This window comes from Vibrio sp. 2092 (assembly GCF_033339635.1).
Taxonomy (GTDB): Bacteria; Pseudomonadota; Gammaproteobacteria; order Enterobacterales; family Vibrionaceae; genus Vibrio; species Vibrio alginolyticus.
In genome coordinates this window covers 154234-175123 of sequence record NZ_JAWOUY010000007.1, presented here as the reverse complement: position 1 = coordinate 175123, position 20890 = coordinate 154234, and the positions used below count along the sequence as shown (strand labels likewise).

At 46.5% G+C, this 20890-nt stretch carries 17 protein-coding genes; 9 read left to right on the top strand and 8 right to left on the bottom strand.

The features are described 5' to 3' along the window. The first annotated feature begins 546 nt into the window (after positions 1–546). From R7P80_RS14355 to R7P80_RS14345, 3 genes are read left to right on the top strand one after another with little or no spacing between them, the layout of a single operon-like run. The gene (locus R7P80_RS14355; protein WP_225491662.1) at positions 547–1722 is read left to right on the top strand and encodes an efflux RND transporter periplasmic adaptor subunit; all 1176 of its coding nucleotides are present in this window, start codon (positions 547–549) and stop codon (positions 1720–1722) included. Between the two features lies 1 nt (position 1723). Then, positions 1724–3688: a MacB family efflux pump subunit gene (locus R7P80_RS14350; protein ID WP_029855402.1), complete on the top strand. Its 1965-nt coding sequence runs from the start codon at positions 1724–1726 to the stop codon at positions 3686–3688. 14 nt (positions 3689–3702) lie between these two features. Continuing rightward, the gene (locus tag R7P80_RS14345; RefSeq protein WP_225491663.1) at positions 3703–5079 is read left to right on the top strand and encodes an efflux transporter outer membrane subunit; all 1377 of its coding nucleotides are present in this window, start codon (positions 3703–3705) and stop codon (positions 5077–5079) included. 96 nt (positions 5080–5175) lie between these two features. On the opposite strand, the gene R7P80_RS14340 is transcribed toward R7P80_RS14345, so the two are convergent. After that, positions 5176–5718 carry a carboxymuconolactone decarboxylase family protein gene (locus R7P80_RS14340; protein WP_005374097.1) on the bottom strand — a complete coding sequence of 181 codons (543 nt, stop codon included), beginning with the start codon at positions 5716–5718 and terminating at the stop codon, positions 5176–5178. A gap of 111 nt (positions 5719–5829) precedes the next feature. Between R7P80_RS14340 and R7P80_RS14335 the strand changes: the two genes are divergently transcribed. After that, complete coding sequence (locus tag R7P80_RS14335) at positions 5830–6429, top strand: TetR/AcrR family transcriptional regulator (protein ID WP_213874378.1); 600 nt, start codon at positions 5830–5832, stop codon at positions 6427–6429. 155 nt (positions 6430–6584) lie between these two features. Here R7P80_RS14335 and R7P80_RS14330 read toward each other — a convergent pair whose 3' ends face one another. Further along, a complete protein-coding gene (locus tag R7P80_RS14330) occupies positions 6585–7841 on the bottom strand; it encodes a type 2 secretion system lipase (protein ID WP_017819748.1) in 1257 nt (418 codons plus the stop codon). A 466-nt stretch (positions 7842–8307) separates the two neighbouring features. Between R7P80_RS14330 and R7P80_RS14325 the strand changes: the two genes are divergently transcribed. Both R7P80_RS14325 and R7P80_RS14320 read left to right on the top strand, forming a co-directional pair. After that, positions 8308–10338 carry a S8 family serine peptidase gene (locus R7P80_RS14325; protein WP_053307150.1) on the top strand — a complete coding sequence of 677 codons (2031 nt, stop codon included), beginning with the start codon at positions 8308–8310 and terminating at the stop codon, positions 10336–10338. 9 nt (positions 10339–10347) lie between these two features. Beyond that, positions 10348–10710, top strand: a complete 363-nt coding sequence (locus R7P80_RS14320) for an ATPase (protein WP_225491664.1) — start codon at positions 10348–10350, stop codon at positions 10708–10710. A gap of 218 nt (positions 10711–10928) precedes the next feature. On the opposite strand, the gene R7P80_RS14315 is transcribed toward R7P80_RS14320, so the two are convergent. The 3 genes from R7P80_RS14315 to R7P80_RS14305 are packed head-to-tail and all read right to left on the bottom strand — an operon-like array spanning position 10929 to position 12984. Beyond that, positions 10929–12185 carry a PTS ascorbate transporter subunit IIC gene (locus R7P80_RS14315; protein ID WP_138939774.1) on the bottom strand — a complete coding sequence of 419 codons (1257 nt, stop codon included), beginning with the start codon at positions 12183–12185 and terminating at the stop codon, positions 10929–10931. Between the two features lie 9 nt (positions 12186–12194). After that, positions 12195–12482 (bottom strand): PTS sugar transporter subunit IIB, encoded by a 288-nt coding sequence (locus R7P80_RS14310; protein ID WP_005374080.1) that lies wholly within the window; start codon positions 12480–12482, stop codon positions 12195–12197. 58 nt (positions 12483–12540) lie between these two features. Further along, positions 12541–12984 (bottom strand): PTS sugar transporter subunit IIA, encoded by a 444-nt coding sequence (locus R7P80_RS14305; RefSeq protein ID WP_005384357.1) that lies wholly within the window; start codon positions 12982–12984, stop codon positions 12541–12543. A gap of 214 nt (positions 12985–13198) precedes the next feature. On the opposite strand from R7P80_RS14305, the gene R7P80_RS14300 reads away from it, so the two are divergent. Next, positions 13199–14227, top strand: a complete 1029-nt coding sequence (locus R7P80_RS14300) for a LacI family DNA-binding transcriptional regulator (RefSeq protein ID WP_005442357.1) — start codon at positions 13199–13201, stop codon at positions 14225–14227. Between the two features lie 86 nt (positions 14228–14313). On the opposite strand, the gene phnX is transcribed toward R7P80_RS14300, so the two are convergent. The 3 genes from phnX to phnW form a co-directional block, all read right to left on the bottom strand. Beyond that, positions 14314–15129 carry a phosphonoacetaldehyde hydrolase gene (gene phnX, locus R7P80_RS14295; RefSeq protein WP_064376695.1) on the bottom strand — a complete coding sequence of 272 codons (816 nt, stop codon included), beginning with the start codon at positions 15127–15129 and terminating at the stop codon, positions 14314–14316. 356 nt (positions 15130–15485) lie between these two features. After that, on the bottom strand, positions 15486–16865 hold the full coding sequence (locus tag R7P80_RS14290) for an aspartate aminotransferase family protein (RefSeq protein WP_225491665.1): 1380 nt from the start codon (positions 16863–16865) through the stop codon (positions 15486–15488). A gap of 26 nt (positions 16866–16891) precedes the next feature. Continuing rightward, entirely contained in the window at positions 16892–17995 is a 1104-nt protein-coding gene (gene phnW, locus R7P80_RS14285; protein WP_225491666.1) for a 2-aminoethylphosphonate--pyruvate transaminase, read from the bottom strand. A 266-nt stretch (positions 17996–18261) separates the two neighbouring features. Here phnW and R7P80_RS14280 point away from each other — a divergent pair, with 266 nt between their 5' ends. Further along, entirely contained in the window at positions 18262–19272 is a 1011-nt protein-coding gene (locus R7P80_RS14280) for a putative 2-aminoethylphosphonate ABC transporter substrate-binding protein (RefSeq protein WP_115386467.1), read from the top strand. A gap of 506 nt (positions 19273–19778) precedes the next feature. Continuing rightward, on the top strand, positions 19779–20885 hold the full coding sequence (locus R7P80_RS14275) for a putative 2-aminoethylphosphonate ABC transporter ATP-binding protein (RefSeq protein WP_009705055.1): 1107 nt from the start codon (positions 19779–19781) through the stop codon (positions 20883–20885). The last annotated feature ends 5 nt before the right edge of the window (positions 20886–20890 follow it).

Sequence of the window (20890 nt, the reverse complement as noted above, 5' to 3'; positions counted from 1 at the left end):
TGAACCTCTATTTTTATTGTACTGACTGTTCCCTAACAAATAGAGGGAAATCCAGCGATAAAGTGTCCGTGATGGAAACTCTGAGTCATTTGTATTTCCATTGCATCCCAACGTTGGTAGTTCGAATCAGCAAGAGAACTATCGTTTAAACCCACATGACACACTCCTCTCGGTCTTACCTGTGTTATGTGGGTATTTTTTATTTAACTTGCCACTTAACTCCTCTTTAAATTCAATCATCAAAGTGACCATCATGAAATTTAAAATGATTGCATATTGAATAAGTTTAGTTTTTACTAGTTTTTTGGTATTTAAAAGTTTTGTTTATAATACTTATAACTTGAATTTCTATATTAAAAATGGTCTTTGCTATACGTATTGAATAATAAAGTTTTGAAGTGAATATAATATCTCTGATTTTTCACGTTAGTGATGTTATTCCTTCAGTATCTTGACGTTAATTTACCTATCTTTACGTCTCGTACCCTGTACGGCTAAGACAAATAGCAGTATAAAATCAAAACGATTATTTACTTCACTCCTGCTATGAAACTCAATAAAAAATGGCTCGTTTTGTGTGGCCTACTTGCTATTGGTGCTGGTGGTTATCATTATCTGCAACGTCCAGAACCCATTTCTCCTTACGCGACAGAAGTCGTTCGCAAAGGCAATATCGAAAAGGCGGTATTAGCCAACGGCATGTTGCAAGCGTCCAAATTGGTGAATGTAGGTGCGCAAGTATCTGGGCAAATTCAACGCCTCGCTGTGAACTTAGGGGATGAGATAAAACAGGGGGACTTGATTGCACAGATTGACAGCCTGACTCAGCAAAACAGCCTCAAAGAAGCCCAAGCGTCTCTTAATAGTCTCAACGCTCAGTACCAGGCTAAGCAAGCGCAGATTAAACAAGCAAACTATGAATACGTGCGCCAAAAAGGCATGTTGGCAGCGAAAGCGAGCTCACGAGCTGATTACGAGAATGCCGAAGCGACGCTCGCCATCTACAAAGCCGAGTTAGCGCAACTGGATGCCGAAATCGAGAAAGCCAAAATCAACGTCGACAATGCGCAGTTAGATCTCGGTTACACCACCATCAACGCACCGATGGGTGGCACGGTGGTCTACACCGCGGTGGAAGAAGGACAAACCGTAAACGCCAATCAAACCACGCCAACGATTATCGAGTTAGCCAAGTTAGATACGATGACGGTGAAAGCCGAAATTTCGGAAGCCGATGTGATTTTTGTTCACCCAGGCCAAACGGCGCTGTTCACCATTTTAGGCAAACCGAATCAGCAGTTTAAAGGTACATTGCGCGCCATTGAGCCGGGGCCAACCATCATGGATGGCGATGACAGCGATTTGAGCATTTCAGATAGCGACGCCATTTACTACAACGCTGTATTTGATGTGAAGAACCCGCAAGGTATTTTGCGCATCGGCATGACTGCGCAAGTTTCGATTGTCCTTGAGCAATCGGAAAATACCTTGATTGTCCCTTCACAAGTGCTGCAAAAATCTGGCGGCAAAGGCAACTATACCGTGCCAGTGCTTGAACAGGGCCAAGTGGTGCAAAAGCCCGTGACAGTGGGTATTAACAACAAAGTGAACGCAGAAATTCTCTCAGGTTTGAAGGAGGGCGACCAAGTTGTTCTTGGCAATGCTATGGATGGAGAATCATCAAGCCGAGGTGATCGTCGTCGACCTCCAATGAGGTTCTAATATGAGTGACGTGCTTTTAAAAGTTGAGGATTTAACTCGACGATTTGTCTCTGGCGACGAGTCGCTTACCGTGTTGAACCACATTAATTTAGAGATAAAACGCGGTGAAATGGTCGCGATCGTGGGGGCATCAGGCTCAGGTAAATCGACGCTGATGAATGTGCTCGGCTGCTTGGATAAACCGTCCAGCGGTCGATACTTCATTAATGGGCAAGATGTCTCGACGTTGGAATCTGATCAACTGGCGGAGCTGCGCCGCGAGTATTTTGGCTTTATATTCCAGCGTTACCATCTGCTGGGGGATTTAACCGCGGTGGCAAACGTGGAAGTACCTGCGGTTTACGCGGGAGTTCCTCATCGTCAAAGAACGGAGCGAGCGCAGTCGTTATTGGCTCGCTTAGGGCTGGAAGATCGTTTGACTCACAAGCCCAGCCAACTAAGTGGCGGCCAGCAACAGCGCGTGAGTGTTGCTCGTGCACTGATGAACGGTGGTGAGGTGATTCTCGCTGATGAGCCCACTGGCGCATTAGACAGTCACAGTGGGCAAGAGATGATGGCACTGCTTAAAGAGTTGCATCAACTTGGGCATACGATCATCTTAGTGACTCATGATATGAATGTGGCGAACTTTGCGGATCGCATCATTGAAATCAAAGATGGTGAAATCATTGCAGATACGCCAAATGCACAAGTTGTAATCAATGAGCAAGCAGCAAAGACACCGAGCGCGTCTTTTCATCGCCCAGCGCAAGCCGCCAGTAAGTGGTGGAAGTGGGACAGTTTTATTGACGCGCTCAAAATGGCGCTGCTGGCGATGTCTAGCCACAGAATGCGCACGTTTTTGACCATGCTCGGCATCATTATTGGTATAGCCTCGGTGGTTTCCGTGGTGGCACTAGGTAATGGTTCACAACAGCAAATTTTGTCGAATATTTCATCCATGGGAACAAACACCATTGATGTCAGGCCGGGCAAAGGGTTTGGTGACCGCCGCTCCGGACGAGTGAAAACGCTAACCGCCGACGATGCTAAATCGTTGGAGAGTCTACCTTTTGTCGACAGTGTCACGCCGTCTTTATCCAACAGCTTAACCGTGCGTTATGCCAATCAGGATGCAACCGCGTCTGTGGAAGGGGTTGGGGAAGATTATTTCCGTGTGCGCGGTTATGAGATCGCCAAAGGTCAGTTTTGGGATGAAGAGAGCGTGAATTCGCTCGCCCAAGAAGCAGTGATTGATGACAACACCAGAAAGGAAATGTTTGCGGATAGAAATCCGATTGGTGAAGTGATTTTTCTTGGTTCATTGCCAGTGCGTATTGTGGGTGTCACGCAGAAAAAAGAAGACGCGTTTGGCAACAGCGACGCGCTGAAAATTTGGGTGCCATACACCACCATGTCGGGACGAATGATGGGACAACGCTACCTCAACGGCATTACTGTACGGATTGATGAGAACGCCCCAAGCGCAGCGGTAGAACAGAGCATCATCAACTTGTTAAAAATGCGCCACGGTACAGAAGATTTCTTCACGATTAACACTGACACCATTCGTCAGAGCATCGAGAAAACCACCGCAACCATGACGTTACTGATCTCAGCGATTGCGGTGATCTCCCTAATTGTCGGCGGAATTGGCGTAATGAACATCATGTTGGTGTCGGTGACAGAGCGCACGAAAGAGATCGGTGTACGAATGGCTGTGGGTGCGCGGCAAGCGGATATTTTGCGTCAGTTTTTGATTGAAGCGGTACTGGTGTGTTTGTGTGGTGGCATTGCTGGTATTGGCTTGGCATTTTTGATTGGTTTTGCATTCAGTACATCTGGCAGCAGCTTCCAAATGATTTACTCAATGAACTCGATCATCTGGGCGTTTATTTGCTCAACGTTGATTGGCATCGCCTTCGGCTTTTTACCCGCTCGCAATGCCGCCAAACTCGATCCGATAGAAGCGCTAGCGAGAGACTAAAAATGAGTAACACAATGAAATTCAAAACTCGATTGGTCGCGGCTGCCTTAAGTGCAGTGTGGTTGTCAGGTTGTGGGTCGCTTATGCGTAGTGACTATCAAGCACCTGCGGTGCAAGTGCCTGCAAATTGGCAACAGATGCATGTTGCGGGTGATGTCAGTATGGATCCTTGGTGGTTGGCGTTTAACGACCCAACGCTTAATCAATACATTACTCAGGTGTTGGCTCAAAACAACGATTTGACGCTGGCAACGCTAACGCTAAAGAAAGCGCGTTTACAGCTGGGTTTAGCGCAAGATGACCTTTTCCCTACGTTGAGTTCTTCCACATCAGGACAAGTTCAAAAATCTCTTGATAGCGGGGAATCGGCAGATAGCTACAGCACTAACTTGTCCGTCAATTACGAGTTGGATTTGTGGGGAAAAATCTCGGCGGACGTTGACCAAGCCAAGTGGACGGCGATGGCAAGTCAACAAGATCGCGAGGCGACCGCACAAAGTTTGGTGGCAACGACGGCATCGTTATATTGGCAAATCGGCTATCTGAAACAGCGTTTAAACCTCAATCAGCGTAATGTGGAAGGCGCAGCTCAAACGCTACAATTGATTGAAAAACAGTACCAACTTGGCGCTGTGGATCAGTTAGATGTGCTTGAAGCCAAACGTACGTTGGCAAGCTTACAAGCGCAGCAAAGTGAATTTGAACAGAGTTTACTTGAGGCAAACAACGCCTTTGCGATTTTGTTCAATCAACCGCCGAAGAGCATCAGTGCGACCATCCAAATGCTGCCTGAAGGCGATATGCCATCGTTGAGTGTTGGTGCTCCGTCTGATTTATTGATCCGCAGACCCGACATTAAAGCAGCGATTTACGAAGTCAAAGCCGCGCTAGCAAATAAAGACGCAGCAGATTTGGACTATTTGCCTAAGCTGACGCTCACTGGGGCTTTGGGTGGATCGTCACAAGCGCTCAAAGACCTGCTTTCCAACCCGATCGGCAGTTTAGGTGCGGATATGACGCTACCGTTTTTGCAGTGGAATGAGATGAAAAACAGCCAAGCCATTGCCGATTTAGACTATCAATCGGCCATTGTGAGCTATCGCCAAGTGTTGTACGCCGCCTTCCAAGATGTCGAAAATGCCTTGTCAGCACGAGAAAAATTGAAGTATCAAGCGGCGCGTTTACAAGAACAATATGATGCCGCAAGTGCCGCTGAGTCCATATATGCTGCGCGGTATCAGTATGGCTCGACATCGATCATGGACTATTTGAATGCCCAAGAAGACACCAGAAACGCACAAGCTTCTTTGTTGGAGAACCGCTACAACCAGTTTCTCACTCAGGTTACGCTTTACCAGTCTTTAGGAGGAACCGACGTTGCGCCGTTGTAATTAGGTGTCAGCTCACACTAGCGAAGCGCCATGCAACAAAGCCTTTTTTGAAGGTATTACTGGTCCCATGAATGGGACCAGTAATAAAAGCTTAAGTTACTTGGCGAACTTCTTGAAAGGTGCATCAACCGGGGTGTCAGCTAGGTGATTGGTGTAGTTACTCATCACTTTTTGCGCTAGACCAAGAACAATTTCAAGCAGTTGCTGCTGTCCGTAACCTGCCGCAAAGAATTTCTCTATCTGAGACTCTTCCACTACACCACGTTGACGCACCATTTGAAGCGTTGTTTCTCGTAGTGTTTCAAGTTTTTCGTCTGCCAATGGTGTTTGGTTGACGAGAGCATCAACAATCTCCTGATCCACTTTCATTGACGCCGCGATCGCACTATGAGCAGGAACGCAGTAGTGACAACCATGTTCAACGTTGATGGTTTGCCATACGACGGTCAATTCTTCTGCGTTAAATGATGTTTGTTGAAAGAGCTCATGCACAACTTGATAACCCTCAAGCAAGGTTGGCGCTTCAGCCATAACAGCATGAAGATTTGGTAGCATGCCAAACGCTTTGACTGAATTTTCAATCAGATGCTTTGATCCTTCGGGTGCGTTTTCTGCGGTATACAGTTTAAATTCTGCCATGTTTAAATCTCCTGTAATTGGATATGAGCGGATTAGGCAAGAACAGGATAGTTGATTTTGAGCGGTCGCTCAATATAAAATTGAGCACATGTTCAAAATTGATAATTGCTCATGGCGAATACAAAGAAATTCCAACGTGATGAAGTGGTGAAAGCTGCCTCGGATCTATTCTGGAAGAAAGGTTTTCATGCAACATCTACACGTGATTTACAAGATAGCGTTAATCTGCGTCCTGGAAGTATCTATGCGACGTTTGGGTCAAAAGAGGGGCTATATTGTGAAGCGCTAAAAATGTACGTTGCGAACTTACAAGCCCTGTTTGAGTTGCATTTAGCTCAGAACACAACGGTTCTAGATGCAATAGAAGCTTTCGCGATTGATGTGGTTATCAATCAGCGAGACTCCAATCCCAGTGAAGTGTGCATGTTAGTCAAATCAGCAAGTGAATTTGCTGAGGATTTTAATGCGCTGCGCAATCAAACAAACAGCTTAGCAAACCAATTTGAATCTTTTCTTGCAAAGCTGTTTGAGCGAGCAATCGAGAATGGCGAAATTGAAGCCCAGGATACATTGCTTCTTGCTCAGTTGTTCCAGGTTCAGTTTACGGGTATACGAGCCTACTCATACCGCAGTGATGATGAAACCTTAAAGACGTTGATCTCTATTATGGTGAACAGCTTCCGCGGTAACGTACCAAAAACAGAAAGCTGAATGAGGCTGCTCAAAGTCAACGTCTCTAAATCAACGGCTTGAACTAAGCGAGCTCAAATAAACCCGTTATCGGGGTTCGATATCGATAAAAAATGACCACGAAGCATCGTGGTCATTTTTATGCAGATTAACTTGCAATGAACAACAACGGCTTATTAAAAGCGAAACTCTTCTAAGTTATTGCTGCTTTCTAACATTTTTTCAGCCACATAACGATGCGTTGCTGTGGTTGGGTGAGTCACATCCCAGAACACGAACTTATCTGCGCCAGATGCTGCACATTCAGAACGTAATGAGTGAGTGTACATGTAGTCAACAGAGGATGAACGGTTGATGTCTAAGCAAGGGTCGCTTGCATTTACGAAACCATGTTCTTCTGGTGCCGAGGTTAACTTCTCAAACAGTGCGTGTGTATCAAACAATGCGATGTTGTAGCCTTGGGCTTTGTAGTACATCGCTTGTGCTTTGATGAACTCGTTCATTTTCAATACTTTCGCACGAATCGTTTCAATTTCTTCCTGTGTTGAGTATTTGAACTGTGGTGCTTTGGTTGCATCAGGCAGTGTCATCAACATGAAGTTCTTAGCGCCAGCGTCTGTTAAACGAATCAGAGCTTCAGCGTAATCCGCTTTTACTTCCGGCACGCTACGGTTGTAGTTCATGAAATCATTTAAACCAAACTCTAACGTAAACAATGTGTTAGCAGGGTTGTAGTTCTTCGCCAGCTTTGTGTAGGTTAAGTAAGAAGAAACTTGTTCGCCGACACCAGTTAGCGCGATGTATTGGTTTTCACCTGCTGCGCCACCAACTGCCCAGTTGTATAGCGGTAAGTTTTTGGCTTTAGCAACGTATTCCGTCCAAACAAAACCGTTTGAGAAGTGACCCAAGAACCAGCTATTCGGGTTAGGAAAGCGCCATTGGGACGCGTTAAAGATGTTGCCTGTATCAGACAAGCTATCGCCTAAAGCCACTACTTTGTTTATCTGATCTGGCTGCATTGCAGCATCATTGCTCCAGATCGTGTGGTTATAAGAATAACGATTGTCAGCAGCAAAAAATGTAATGTCTGCGTTCTCGTTCGCTAGATCTAGTGTTTCTTCACAACGCTGACGAATTACGTTTTGTGAGGTATTGGTGTAGAACATGTTTTTAAATGAAACAGAGCTCCACCAATAGCCATCGATAGTGAAGTCACTACCATCTTGGTTTTTTGCCCATTTCCAATCGGTAGCCGCATCGTCCTTAGAGTGGCTCGTACGATACCAGCATCGAACGTACGTATAAGTTTGATTTTCTTGCGCGCTAACCACTTCAGCCGCAGAAACCATTGCTGGTGATAAAGTTGGCTCCTCTGCAATGGCGGAGGCAAGCGGAAGTAATGCAGTTAATAGTGTGATTGTTTTTTTCATCATTCACTCTTCTTGTAATGGTTATTGTTCCGAATGCGTGAATACGCTCGGCTATAACAGTATTTAGATGAGAATTTTTCTCACTAAACCTTCTAATTCTGAGTAAATGCTCAAGACAGTCAACAACTAAATATTCAATATTTCAGTTTTGGCACCACGGTCAAAAAATCCATTCAGCATAGCAATCGATTAAATGGGTGATATTTAGAATAATTACTCACTAACATTAATTTAACATTCACTTTTTGTTAATTAAGTAATTGCTTTATAAGGTTTTGTCGGTGATTTTTAATGTTAACTTAAAGTGTTTATTGAATGATCTTTTGTACAAATTTGTATATTCATGAAACAAATTGTTTGGCATTTTTGCTCTGTAAACTATAGCTGAAGCTCTCATGCAAACATCATGATGATGACTTTTCATGAGAATATAGTGAATAAAAATTAGCTCAAATAAGGAATAGGGCAAATGCACTACACAACAAGTAAAAAACAAGGCTTATTTTCGTTGTCTGCCGTAGCAATAGCACTGACCACTTCGATGTCAGCGTTTGCGGCTCCACCAATGGGATTTGATGAATCTAAGTTACCGACGAAGTACATCGTCAAATTCAAAGAAGATGCAGTCAGCCGTTCTTCAATGGGTGGTAACTCATTCTGGGGGCCACGAATCGCGCAGGAGTCTGTTCTAGAACAGGTGAAGGCACGTAAGGTGGAAAAACTAGGCAATCGCGCCATTTACAGCGTTGAATTGGATGGCGATGACTTAGAGCCGCTTCGCAATCGTAGTGATGTGGAATACGTGGAAGTCGATCCACCTCGCTATTTGCTCAGCGAAACGACCCCATGGGGATATGAAGCGGTTAATGCTCAACTGCTAGCTGACTTCAATGCGGGTAATCGCACTGTATGTATTATCGATTCAGGGTACGACATTTCGCACAACGACCTAAGCGGTAACCGCGTTGCTGGTACTAACGATAGTGGTACGGGATCATGGAGTGATCCGGGTAACAACAATGCCCACGGTACTCACGTCGCGGGTACGATTGCTGCGATTGCCAACACCGAAGGTGTAAAGGGTGTGATGCCAAACCAGAATGTTAATTTGCACATCGTGAAAGTATTTAACGAATCGGGTTGGGGTTACTCATCTGGGCTTGTTAAAGCTATCCAGACCTGTGCCGATAATGGTGCTAACGTTGTGAACATGAGCCTTGGTGGTAGTCAATCAAGCCGAACTGAGCAAAATGCACTGCAAAATATTTACGATCAAGGCGTTCTATTGATCGCCGCTGCGGGTAATGATGGCAATACAGCGCACAGCTATCCAGCTTCTTATGACTCAGTGATGTCTGTTGCGGCTGTTGATAATCAAAATGATCATGCAGCGTTCTCACAATCTACTAATCAAGTTGAGATCTCAGGCCCGGGTGTGGCGATCTTATCAACGGTTACGGTAGGTGAAGGTAAACTTTCTGATATTACCTTGAATGGTGTCAGTCAGTTTGATCGTGGGATTGTTCCTCACAATCGTTTGATCAATAACGGTTCTTCGTATGTTCCGGATCCAATCGCGGGTTCAGTAACGGCAACGCTAGATAGCTGTGATGTCTCTGGCGGTAACGTTAACTGTGGTGATATGTCGGGCAAAATTTGTTTGACTGAGCGTATCGGCAACCAGTCTTCAGGAAACTACCCTGAAGTAGATGCGGTTCAGGCTTGTTACAATGCGGGTGCGCGAGCTGCAATCGTGTACAGCAACTCTGAACTACCTGGTTTACAAAACCCTTTCTTGGTAGACACAAACAACGCTTATCGTATGGTTTCGGTAACGGTTGATCGTGCATTTGGTCAAGAGCTGTTGGGGTATGTTGGTCAGGAAATTACTGTTGCAACAACCTCTGGTGAAGATTACGAGTACTACAATGGTACATCAATGGCGACACCGCACGTAACGGGCGTAGCTGGCTTGGTGTGGAGTTACCACCCAACCTGTACCGCAGCGCAAGTACGTAATGCCCTAGTGAAAACTGCAACAGATATTGATGTTGCTGGTCGAGACAACCGTACTGGCCACGGCCTAGTTAATGCTGAAGCGGCGAAGCTGTTCTTGGACGCTGGCTGTAATGGACCTGATGGTGGTAGCTCTTCGGACTCTAGCTTCTCAAATACCAGCCCTGTTGCGATTCCAGATAATAAATCTTCTGGCGCAATCAGTGCAGTAGAAGTCGATCGCTCTGGTGATTCAGGCACAGTAAGTATTGACGTTGATATTAGCCACACTTACATCGGTGATCTACGAGTGACTTTAACGTCACCGACTGGTGGAGAAGTTGTACTTCACAATAATACTGGCGGCAGCGCTAACGATATAAAAAACACGTTCCAAGCGGATTTTTCTGGTTTTGAATCGCAAGGTACATGGGAACTAAAAGCGGTGGACAGTGCCAGAAGAGACACAGGCACCATCAACAGTTGGACTCTGACCTTTCAATAAGGAGTGGCTATGAAGAAGTTGACCTTACTTTCTTTGTCTGCGGTAGGCGCTACCGCACTATTGGCAATCGGACTGAGCTCAAGCAGCTTGGCAAACAATCAAGGATTTCCTCTCGTGGATGAACGCCAAGATCAAGCCGAGCAGCAACCTGCACGTTACTTTGTTAAGTATCATGAAGGAAAAGAGAGCGAAGTGAGAGCGCTTCTTCGTCAGCACAACATTGAAGTGGTCGATGCTCTGGTGAAACAACATGTGTTGATTGTGGTGGGTGAACAGGCGGAAATCGATAAGCTCGCGGATCACGATGCGGTCGAATACACTGAGCAAGAGCCGACAAGAAAGCTGCTATCTAACGGAAATACGCTTCAATAAGCCAAACCTCCTTAAGATAGTGCCAAAAAGAAAAACGCCCCTCACGTGAGGGGCGTTTGTTTTCTTTCTACGATTGTTTTCTATGATTATTTTTTATGACTGGTTTCTTCTAAAGCCAGTCGTTTGCTATGACGAGATATTCTTGAAGATTGATGCCGATGAGCCTATTCGCGCATCAATCAAGTCAGTTATCAGCTAGTTATATTCAGACTAACTACTTAGCGAACAATCAGACCCAGTAGGATACCAACAGCGCCGAAGTCTGCGTCACTAAAGGTCGTGTTAGCAAAGCCTAGGTCACCCAGTACTGGCATTAGGAATACTGGTAGGAAGGTAATCAGTAGACCTTGTGCAAAAGCACCCAAGATTGCACCGCGACGACCACCTGTAGCGTTACCAAATACACCTGCCGCTGCACCTACAAAGAAGTGTGGAACGACACCAGGGATAATCACAGTAAGCCCCATCACGTAAAGTAGGAACATACCCAAAAGACCCGCCGCAAAGCTCGATAGGAAGCCAACCAATACTGCGTTTGGTGCGTATGGGAATACAACCGGACAATCAAGCGCAGGTTTCGCGTTTGGTACTAGTTTGTCTGAGATGCCTTTAAACGCCGGAACGATTTCTGCGATAACCATACGTACACCTTGAAGGATAACGTACACACCACCGGCGAATGTGATGGATTGCATCAGCGCGAACATGAACCAGTGCTTACCACCGCTAACTTCGCGTACAAAGTCACCGCCAGCGAAGATACACGTCACCATAAAGATGATGCCCATGGTGAACGAGATTGCTACTGGCGTATCACGTAGGAACAACAAGCTCTTAGGTACGTTCATCTCTTCAGTAGAGTGTTCTTTGTTACCGAACTTGCTGCCAATAAAGCCCGCTAGCACGTAAGAAAGGGTAGAGAAGTGACCAATCGCAACGTCGTCAGAACCTGTTACTTGCTTCATGTACTTGTGAACAATCGCAGGGAAGAACACCATCACAGAGCCCACAACCAGAGAGCCAAGTGCGATCAGTGGAACACCTTTCATGCCGCTAGAAGCAAGGATCGCCGCTACCATCATCGACATAAATAGCGTGTGGTGACCTGTTAGGAAGATGAATTTCCATGGCGTGAAGCGAGCGATCAAGATGTTCACTAACATACCGAAGAACATGATCATCGCCATCTCTTTACCAAACGCTTCTTGCGCGATAGAGACGATAGCTTCGTTGTTTGGAACCACGCCAGTGATGCCGAACGCGTGTTGGAAAATCGTCGCAAAGTCACCCAGAGAAGTTACAACCAGACCCGCACCCGCACCAAGCACGATGAAACCAAGAATGGTTTTTACCGTGCCTTTAATGCACTCGGTGACCGGTTTTTTCTGGGCAATTAAGCCGATTAGGGCGATAAGACCTACCAGAACCGCCGGCTCTGATAGGACATCGTTCATTAAGAAACTGAAAAATTCCATAACGCCACCTTATAGAGCGCCAAGCTCTTGAAGTGCCACAGATAGACGCTCTTTCATTGCCACTTTGTCGACCATGTTATCAAGCGCAACGATGCGTGGTTCAACGCCCAGTGCGTTCAACTGCTCAACGATGTCGTTAGTACCGATGAAGATGTCACAATCCGTACCTTTTGCAGAGCCTAGATCGATATGATCCACTTCTGCGTTTACATTCAATTCTTTCACGATGCCTTTGATGCTCATTTCCATCATTAGGCTAGTACCAAGACCGTGACCGCAAACAACCATAATTTTCATAATTCAGACCTTTTCTTTTTATAGGGGGGTATGCCCATTTCGAAGGGCACATCAGGAGTTAGTATTTTTCGATGATCGCAAGAACATCTTGTGTGTTTTGAGCGGTGCAGATGGCTTCTACATGCTCTTCATTCATAAACAACTCAGCCAGTTTAGAAATCGCATCCACGTGTGAATTACTGTCTGTCGCGGCTAGCGTAACCAGCATTTTTACTGGATCGTTACCTTCAGAATCGAAGTTCACGCCGTTTTGAATCACCGTGATAGCAAGAGACAAACGGTTAACGCCATCTTCAGGACGAGCGTGTGGCATTGCCATACCAGGACCTACCACGTAGTAAGGACCGAGCTCTTCGTGTGAGCGGTAAATAGCGTCCACGTAGCTTGGCTCAATCGCGCCATTTTCAATCAGTGCTTCACAGGATTTGCTCACCGCATCTTTCCAGTCAGTAGCATCAGAATGGATGCGAATCACATCAGAGGTAATCAGTTCACGTAGCATTGGATCTTTCCGGTTTGTTGTTTTGTTGATGGGTACTTTATCGATCAATTTGTCAGAAAAACCTGAGAATGATCACAAATGGTAGCGCTACCATTTTTATCAGTCATCCGAGTTTCATATGCTTGTGATCGACTTCTAATGCGCTAATATCAAAACCACTAAAACGCTGTGGTAAGATGTCGCGGCAGAAAATAGAGAACACTAAATAAGAACAATGAGCGAACCTCGCAAACGAAGAAGTACTGGCAATGTCACCTTGGCGGACGTCGCTAAAAAAGCCGGCGTAGGCACCATGACGGTGTCGCGAGCATTACGAACGCCCGAGCTAGTATCTGACAAGCTGAGAGAAAAGATTCAACAAGTGGTTGATGAGCTCGGCTATATCCCGAATAAAGCGGCAGGGGCTTTGGCGTCTGCTGAAAGTTACTCCATCGCTCTTATCATTCCTTCCTTGTTTGAAAAAGCGTGCGCGCTTTTCTTACCGAGCTTTCAACAAGCGTTGAACAAAGCAGGTTATCAGTTGCTGCTTGGCTACAGCGACTACTCGGTAGAGCAAGAAGAGAAACTGCTTTCGACATTTCTTGAGAGCCGCCCAGCCGGAGTGGTGCTGTTTGGTAATGAACACAGCCAACGTACTAATCAGCTTTTGGAAGCCTCGAACACGCCAGTATTGGAAATTGCTGAGTTAAGTTCGAAAGCCAGTTATCTCAATATCGGTGTTGACCATTTTGAGGTGGGCAAAGCCTGCACCAAACACGTGATTGAACAAGGCTTTAAGAACGTGGGCTTCATTGGTGCACGTGGCGATCACTCCACCTTGCAACGTAAGCTACACGGCTGGCAAAGCGCGATGATTGAGAACTACCTTGCGCCGGACCATTTCTTAACCACCCACGAAGCACCATCTTCACAATTAGGTGCGGAAGGGTTGGCAAAGCTATTGCTGCGCGATTCAAGTTTGAATGCTTTGGTATGTAGCCATGAAGAGATTGCGATTGGCGCGTTGTTTGAGTGTCACCGCCGAGTGCTGAAAGTCCCGACCGACATTGCGATTATCTGTTTGGAAGGTTCTTCCATGGGTGAGCACGCCTATCCAAGTTTGACCTGTGCGGAATTCGACTACGAACGCATGGGGACGAAAGCTGCAGACAAGTTACTGCAAGCCATTAAAGGTGAGCCTGTAGAGCATGCAACGGATATGGGCTTTAAGCTAAAACGCCGAGCGAGTACTGCGATCAACTAACCTCATTTGGTTAGAAACTAATACGTGATACAAAAAACCTCTCGATGCTGAGAGGTTTTTTTATGCGTGAGAACAATGACTGTGGACTAAGGACGCTCACCTGCTGCTAGTCGACGTTCGATATCAGCAACCACTTCTGGGAAGTCAGCGATCGTATCGATAAGGTAGTGCGGCGAGCTCTTGAGCAATTTTGCACGCGCTTTTTCACGAGCGGCATTAAGCGTTGCTTCGTCCGCGGCTTGGTATTCTTCAAATGTTAGACCTGCTTCGTTACCAGACAGCAGCAAACCAACGGTCCACATACCAGCGTTATGACCTTCATCGATGCCCGGTGCGGCGTCATCCACTTTGATACACGCATTAACGTCCGTTACATTCAGCTCAATCACGTTTTTCAGTGCCATAAATGGTGCTGGGCGACCACCTTGCGGCAGGTCATCCGTTGCTACTACGTAATCCGGTTTGTAGCCGTAATCCGCTGCCACTGGAATCAGTACGTCCATTACTTCGCGAGGGTAACCAGAACAAGATCCGATCTTGATGCCTTTTTCTTTCAGGCCGTTCACAACTTCAATCGCATTAAGGATTGGGTCTGCATGGTCTGCCACTTTTGCTTTTTGCAGCGGCATGAATGCTGCGTAGATCGCGTCGATGTCTTCGCTGGTCATTGAGCGACCAAACTTCTCATTCCAACGCTTATCAACCGCAGGAATACGACCCACTGCTTGGATGTGATCCCACTTACCAAGACCCATTGGTTCGCGCGCTTCTTCAAGGTCGATTTCAAAATCAAAGCCTTGTTTGAACGCTTCCACAAAGATGCTGGTTGGCGCAAAAGAGCCGAAATCGACGATAGTGCCAGCCCAGTCAAAGATCACTGCTTGAATTGGTGAGTTGCTCATGTTCAATCCTTTTTCTTGCTTGCCAGAGCGCTGCCTACACATTGGAACCGCGCTCTGGATAAATTGGTTTTTGTTGAGGTCTATTGACTCTAGGTTTTGTTGACCTTTTGCGGTTAAATTTTGTTCGAGATAAAAGCGTTTTAATCGCGGCGAGAGGTTTGTAGCCTAGTCATTCTAAGCACAACACCTCACAACAAAGAGTAAAACGCTTTTAGCCGAACCCTTCGGGCAGCGTTTGTGGTTCCTTTCTTCTGCGTTATCGGCTTATCAGGTAGGACAGCTACAACTCAAAGCCTCTGCCTTGCATAAAGAACCCACAAACTGCTGCAAAAATCAGCTCAAAAGGTCAACAAAACCTAAATGTAGTTAAAGTCTTTACACACTTTGGCGATGGCTTCTTCGAAGATCGCCAACGCTTCTGTCAGTTGTTCGCGAGTGATGATCAGCGGTGGGCTGAGTTGAATCACGTTACCTTGCGATACCTTGAAACTCACTCCGTTGTTGAGGCATTGGTACAGCACAGCTTCCGCTTCGTCATACGCGCGTGCTTTGCTTTCGTGGTCAGTGACCAGTTCAATGCCCCACAACATGCCGATGCCACGAACATCGCCAATCACAGGGTACTTGGCTTTCATCTCTAGCAGCTTTTCACGCATGAATTGGCTGTCGGCTTTGGCTTTATCTAGCAAGCCGTCTTGCTCAATGGCTTCCATGGTTGCCAGTGCTGCAGCACAACCGATAGGGCTTTTCTCATGAGTGTAATGACCCATGGAGATTTGCTCGGCGGTGTTGTATTTGTCTTTGGTTACCATGGCTGCGATAGGCACTAAGCCTCCGCCCAAACCTTTACCGATGCAGAGCATATCTGGCTCGATGTCGTAGGCTTGGTAGGTAAACCATTCTCCGCTGCGACCCATGCCATTCGGGATGTCGTCGATGATCAACATGACATTGTGTTTGTCACAGATTTCTCGAATGCGTTTCCAGTAGGCTTTGCTCGGCACTTGTACGTCGGTATTACGAACTGCTTCTGCGATAAACGCGCCCACGCCGCCTTCTTTCTCAATCACGTATTCGAGGTAATCGGCGTAATGCACATCGCTGCCGTCCGCGACTGGGAAAGCACCACGGTAAGATACGGCTGGTGGGATGCGCTCAACACCTGCCATTAATGGTCCCATACCTTGGCGGAAACACGCTTCGCCGCCTACTGAGATGGCATCCAACGATGCGCCGTGGAAGGAATCCCACAGAGACACCACCTTGTAGTTGCCCGTGATGTGGCGCGCTAGTTTAAGTGCCATGCCAACCGCAGATGTGCCACCCGGAGCAAACAGCACGCGGTTCAATTCGCCGCCACAGATTTGGGTGAGCTTTTCGGCACATTCAATTGCGGTCTCGTTGGTAAAACGACGTGGTGAAAACGGCAGTTTGGCAATTTGCTCTTGCACGCGTTTAATCACATGCGGGTGAGCATAGCCCAGCTGATGGACGTTATTGCCATGGAAATCCATGTACTTTTTGCCTGTAGCATCTTGGGTGTAGATGCCTTCTGCTGCTTCCAAGGTATCTAAGCAAGGTGTCGACATTGCTTGATGAAGAAATACCTCTGAATCACGCTTTAACAAGGCTTGCGTGCGTTCGTCGTCCATCGATGCATTCCAAGCTTGGCGCGCTGGTGTCGTGTTGACATCACCTTCGCTGCGGAAATGGGTCGGTTTGATATTCTGAGTCATAACGCTCTCTCAATCAGAAGGCTGCTTTACGCAACTTGCCAGTACATTGCTTTTTCAATCGCACCGATTAAGCGCTCGATATCTGCTGGGTAAACTTCACCAATGTTGCCGATGCGGAAGCAATCTGCGTTCGATACCTTACCCGGATAAATCACAAAACCTTGCTCTTTCAAACGTGTGTAGAACACTTTGAACTGGTAATCACTGTGCGTTGGAGAGTAGAAAGAAGTGATGATTGGTGAGTGTAGGTCATCACTCAGTAGTGGTTCGAAACCCAAAGAACGCATACCTGCAACCAGTGTTTTCTGGTTAGTTTGGTAGCGGTTATGACGAGCCTCAATGCCGCCTTCTTGTTCCAGCTCTAACAATGCTTGATAGAAAGCGCGAACCGTGTGCGTTGGAGACGTAAAACGCCATTTGCCGTGGTTCACTTCCATGCACTTCCACTGGTCGTAAAGATCAAGGCTTAAAGAACGTGCCTGACCTTGGCACTTTTCGAGCTCTGTTTGTTTTGCAATCACAAAGCCAAAACCTGGTACGCCTTGAATACATTTGTTTGCAGAGCTGATCATAAAATCGATGCCTAGCTCAGCGATATCGATAGGAATGCCACCAAAGCTCGACATGGCATCGAGAATCACCACTTTACCGTGTGCTTTTGCTGCAGAAGCAAATGTCTCAATTGGGTTCAGCATGCCAGTGGTTGTCTCGCAATGAACAATTGCCACGTGTGTGATAGCAGGATCCGATGCCAATGCAGTTTCCACCTCGTTCAAGTGTGGCTGTGATGTTTCGCCTGGGGAAACTACATGGCATGGAATATTTAGGTAATCAGCGATCTGAGCGATACGCGCACCGTAAGCGCCGTTGTCGACAACCAACAACTTCCCATCTTTGCCAATGGCGCTGCCAATCGTTGCTTCTACTGATGCGGTGCCGCTACCTTGTATTAGTACGCTGGTGTAGCCGTCTTGCTCCGTCGCTAGTTTTACAAGCGTAGTGCGGATCACTTCTACAATGTCTTTGTTGTATTCATCATCCCAAGTACACCAGTCTTTTAGCATGGCTTCACGTACTGTTTCAGAAGTAGATAGAGGACCTGGAGTCAGTAGTAGGTATTCGTTTTTCATCTCGATTTCCATCAGAATAGTCTAATTGGTCTACACCAAATTTCAAGCTCACTCTAGCGAGGAAGAAAAGGGCAGTAAATAGGCGAATATCCAATTTCATAAAACTTTAATATCCAGAAAATGGCGGATCAATTGAACAATTATTCAGCGCAAATTTTCGTAAAACTGCCATTTAATGGTCATGATTTCGTCACAAAGGCTCAGTAGGGTGTATATCGTCAACTGGTACAGACCAAATTAAAACTTAGCCAAATTAACTGGAGAAAATGATGAAAAACCGTTTGATGAAAGGATCGCTGGCTGCACTTGTCTCTCTGCTAGCTACGAATGCAATGGCAGCACAGGAAGTCACGGTTTACACCGCTTTCGAAACTGACATTCTTGCGAAATACAAGTCTGCGTTTGAGAAAGATAACCCAGATATCAAGATTAAGTGGGTTCGCGATTCAACCGGTATCATGACGGCGAAATTGCTGGCAGAAAAGAACAACCCTCAAGCGGAAGTGGTTTGGGGTCTGGCTGGCTCGTCAATGGCACTGCTTAAAGATGAAGGTCTTCTTAAGCCTTACACACCAAAAGGTTTGGAAGAGCTGCATGCGAACCTAAACGACCCTCAATCAAATCAAGCTTGGTTTGGTAACGATGCGTTCTTTAACGCAGTTTGTTTCAACGAAGCGGTAGCGAAACAACTTAACCTGCCTAAACCAACGTCTTGGGAAGACTTAACGAAGCCGGTTTACAAAGGTCACATTGCAATGCCGAACCCAGCGTCTTCAGGCACTGGCTATATGCAAGTTTCTGCTTGGCTACAAAACATGGGTGAAGATCAGGCATGGAACTACATGCGTGACTTAGACAAGAACATTGCACACTACACGCACTCTGGTTCTAAGCCATGTGTTCAAGCGGGTATGGGTGAAGTGGCTATCGGTATTTCGATGGCGAGCCGCGGCGCGAAGTTGAAAACACAAGGTGCACCACTAGCGGTTATCACACCAAAAGGTATCGGCTGGGAATCAGAAGCCGTTGGTCTAGTAAAAGAATCGGATGCAGCGAAACGTGTTGTCGACTGGTCAATCTCTAAAACGGCAAACGAGCTTTACGTAGAAATGTATCCAGTGGTTGCACATAAAGACGTGAAAGCGACCGTATCTAACTTCCCGAACGTTCAAGAGAACATGGCGAAGATGGACTTCGCGCAAATGGGTAGCAAGCGTGCAGAGATTCTAGCGGCTTGGTCTGAAAAGTTTGACGCGAAATCAGAGCCAAAGTCTTAATTGAATTTGCTTTGAGTTGAATGCTGAAATCCACCTCGGTTGAGGTGGATTTTTTGTTTTCTCTGTTATTTCAGAGTTTGCTGTAAGTAGATTCCTAGTCTCACCTAGGTTCGCTGGAATGACGGACTTAAGAAAGTTGGGAGCCTCTATCCGCACTCACAACGTCATTCTCGAGCGCGACGGAGGAGCGAGTCGGGAATCTCAGAATATAGTACTTGTAAGAGATTCCGGATGGCTCGCTTAGGCTCGTCCGGAATGACGATCTTAAGTATATGGAGTGAAGGTCAAAACTTGTTGTTCTGAGCCGCGAATGTGATTTCAGAATTTGTAATCCACACTCATCACGTCATTCTCGAGAGCGACGAAGGAGTGAGTCGGGAATCTCTAATTACCACTTGAACAAACCTCCCGCCCTTCATCTATTTGTCATCTTCTGGCTATAAATTTGTCATTGGAACGTAACACTCCAAAATTAAAGTTGGTATATACCATTTGGAGCGTGTGTTATGTCAACTAACCAACATTACCTAAATATCGAAAATGTAGTGAAGCAATTCGGACAGTTCACTGCATTAAAGAAGATCTCGCTAGCGATTGAAAAGGGCGAGTTTGTTTGTTTTCTTGGTCCTTCTGGCTGCGGTAAAACCACTCTGCTACGTGCCATTGCAGGTTTAGACTTGCCAACGTCTGGTGCGATTTTTCAAAACGGTCAAGAGACCACATTCCTACCACCAGAGAAGCGCGATTTCGGGATCGTATTCCAATCTTACGCGCTGTTTCCGAACCTTACCGTGCAAGAGAACATTGCGGTGGGTTTGAAGAACCAAGGCATGTCGACCAAAGAAGCGTTAGAGAAGGTGGACTACTGGCTAGAAACCATTGGTCTTCCAACCTCTGGCGAGAAATTTCCTAACCAACTTTCTGGTGGTCAGCAGCAGCGTGTTGCTTTGGCTCGTGCATTGGCGTTGTCACCGGGTTTACTGTTACTTGATGAGCCGCTGTCAGCGCTAGATGCAAAAGTACGTGTTCACTTACGTGACGAGATTTGTAAGCTGCAACGTAAGCTGGGCATCACCACCATCATGGTTACGCACGATCAGGACGAAGCATTGTCGATGGCGGATCGCATTGTGGTGATGAACCATGGCGTGATTGAGCAAGTTGGCACACCTCAAGAAATCTACCAACAACCAGCCACACGCTTTGTTGCTGAGTTTGTCGGCAGCATGAACTTTATTGAAACCTCAGCCGCAACGGATTCGCAGGTACGCATTGCAGAAACCCTGATGCCAGCGCCAAGCTTGACTAATCGTAAGATCCAACGCGGTGACCGCTTCGACCTTGCGGTGCGTCCTGAAAGCATCAAGTTCGTTGAAAACTACACCAACTCTTTACCAGTACGAGTTACCGCAACCGAGTTTCTTGGGGCGTTTTTCCGCATTGATTGCGTATTGCAAAACGACAGCTCAACGAAAACCATCGTCGTGGATGTGCCTGTGGAAACGGTTCAAAAACTCAATATCAAGGCGGGCGATGTACGTTACATCCAGTTTGCTGAAGAAGGGCTGCATGGTTACGCCGTGCCCTCGGTTGATAAAGCGCTAGCGGCGTAGGTGTA

Excerpts from the sequence above, each read along its gene's own strand:
- phnW (WP_225491666.1), bottom strand. The coding sequence starts at position 17,995 with ATGAAAAACGAATACCTACTACTGACTCCAGGTCCTCTATCTACTTCT.
- R7P80_RS14290 (WP_225491665.1), bottom strand. The coding sequence starts at position 16,865 with ATGACTCAGAATATCAAACCGACCCATTTCCGCAGCGAAGGTGATGTC.
- R7P80_RS14300 (WP_005442357.1), top strand. The coding sequence starts at position 13,199 with ATGAGCGAACCTCGCAAACGAAGAAGTACTGGCAATGTCACCTTGGCG.
- R7P80_RS14355 (WP_225491662.1), top strand. The coding sequence starts at position 547 with ATGAAACTCAATAAAAAATGGCTCGTTTTGTGTGGCCTACTTGCTATT.
- R7P80_RS14330 (WP_017819748.1), bottom strand. The coding sequence starts at position 7,841 with ATGATGAAAAAAACAATCACACTATTAACTGCATTACTTCCGCTTGCC.
- R7P80_RS14315 (WP_138939774.1), bottom strand. The coding sequence starts at position 12,185 with ATGGAATTTTTCAGTTTCTTAATGAACGATGTCCTATCAGAGCCGGCG.
- R7P80_RS14345 (WP_225491663.1), top strand. The coding sequence starts at position 3,703 with ATGAAATTCAAAACTCGATTGGTCGCGGCTGCCTTAAGTGCAGTGTGG.
- R7P80_RS14320 (WP_225491664.1), top strand. The coding sequence starts at position 10,348 with ATGAAGAAGTTGACCTTACTTTCTTTGTCTGCGGTAGGCGCTACCGCA.
- R7P80_RS14350 (WP_029855402.1), top strand. The coding sequence starts at position 1,724 with ATGAGTGACGTGCTTTTAAAAGTTGAGGATTTAACTCGACGATTTGTC.
- phnX (WP_064376695.1), bottom strand. The coding sequence starts at position 15,129 with ATGAGCAACTCACCAATTCAAGCAGTGATCTTTGACTGGGCTGGCACT.
- R7P80_RS14335 (WP_213874378.1), top strand. The coding sequence starts at position 5,830 with ATGGCGAATACAAAGAAATTCCAACGTGATGAAGTGGTGAAAGCTGCC.
- R7P80_RS14280 (WP_115386467.1), top strand. The coding sequence starts at position 18,262 with ATGATGAAAAACCGTTTGATGAAAGGATCGCTGGCTGCACTTGTCTCT.
- R7P80_RS14325 (WP_053307150.1), top strand. The coding sequence starts at position 8,308 with ATGCACTACACAACAAGTAAAAAACAAGGCTTATTTTCGTTGTCTGCC.
- R7P80_RS14305 (WP_005384357.1), bottom strand. The coding sequence starts at position 12,984 with ATGCTACGTGAACTGATTACCTCTGATGTGATTCGCATCCATTCTGAT.
- R7P80_RS14340 (WP_005374097.1), bottom strand. The coding sequence starts at position 5,718 with ATGGCAGAATTTAAACTGTATACCGCAGAAAACGCACCCGAAGGATCA.
- R7P80_RS14275 (WP_009705055.1), top strand. The coding sequence starts at position 19,779 with ATGTCAACTAACCAACATTACCTAAATATCGAAAATGTAGTGAAGCAA.
- R7P80_RS14310 (WP_005374080.1), bottom strand. The coding sequence starts at position 12,482 with ATGAAAATTATGGTTGTTTGCGGTCACGGTCTTGGTACTAGCCTAATG.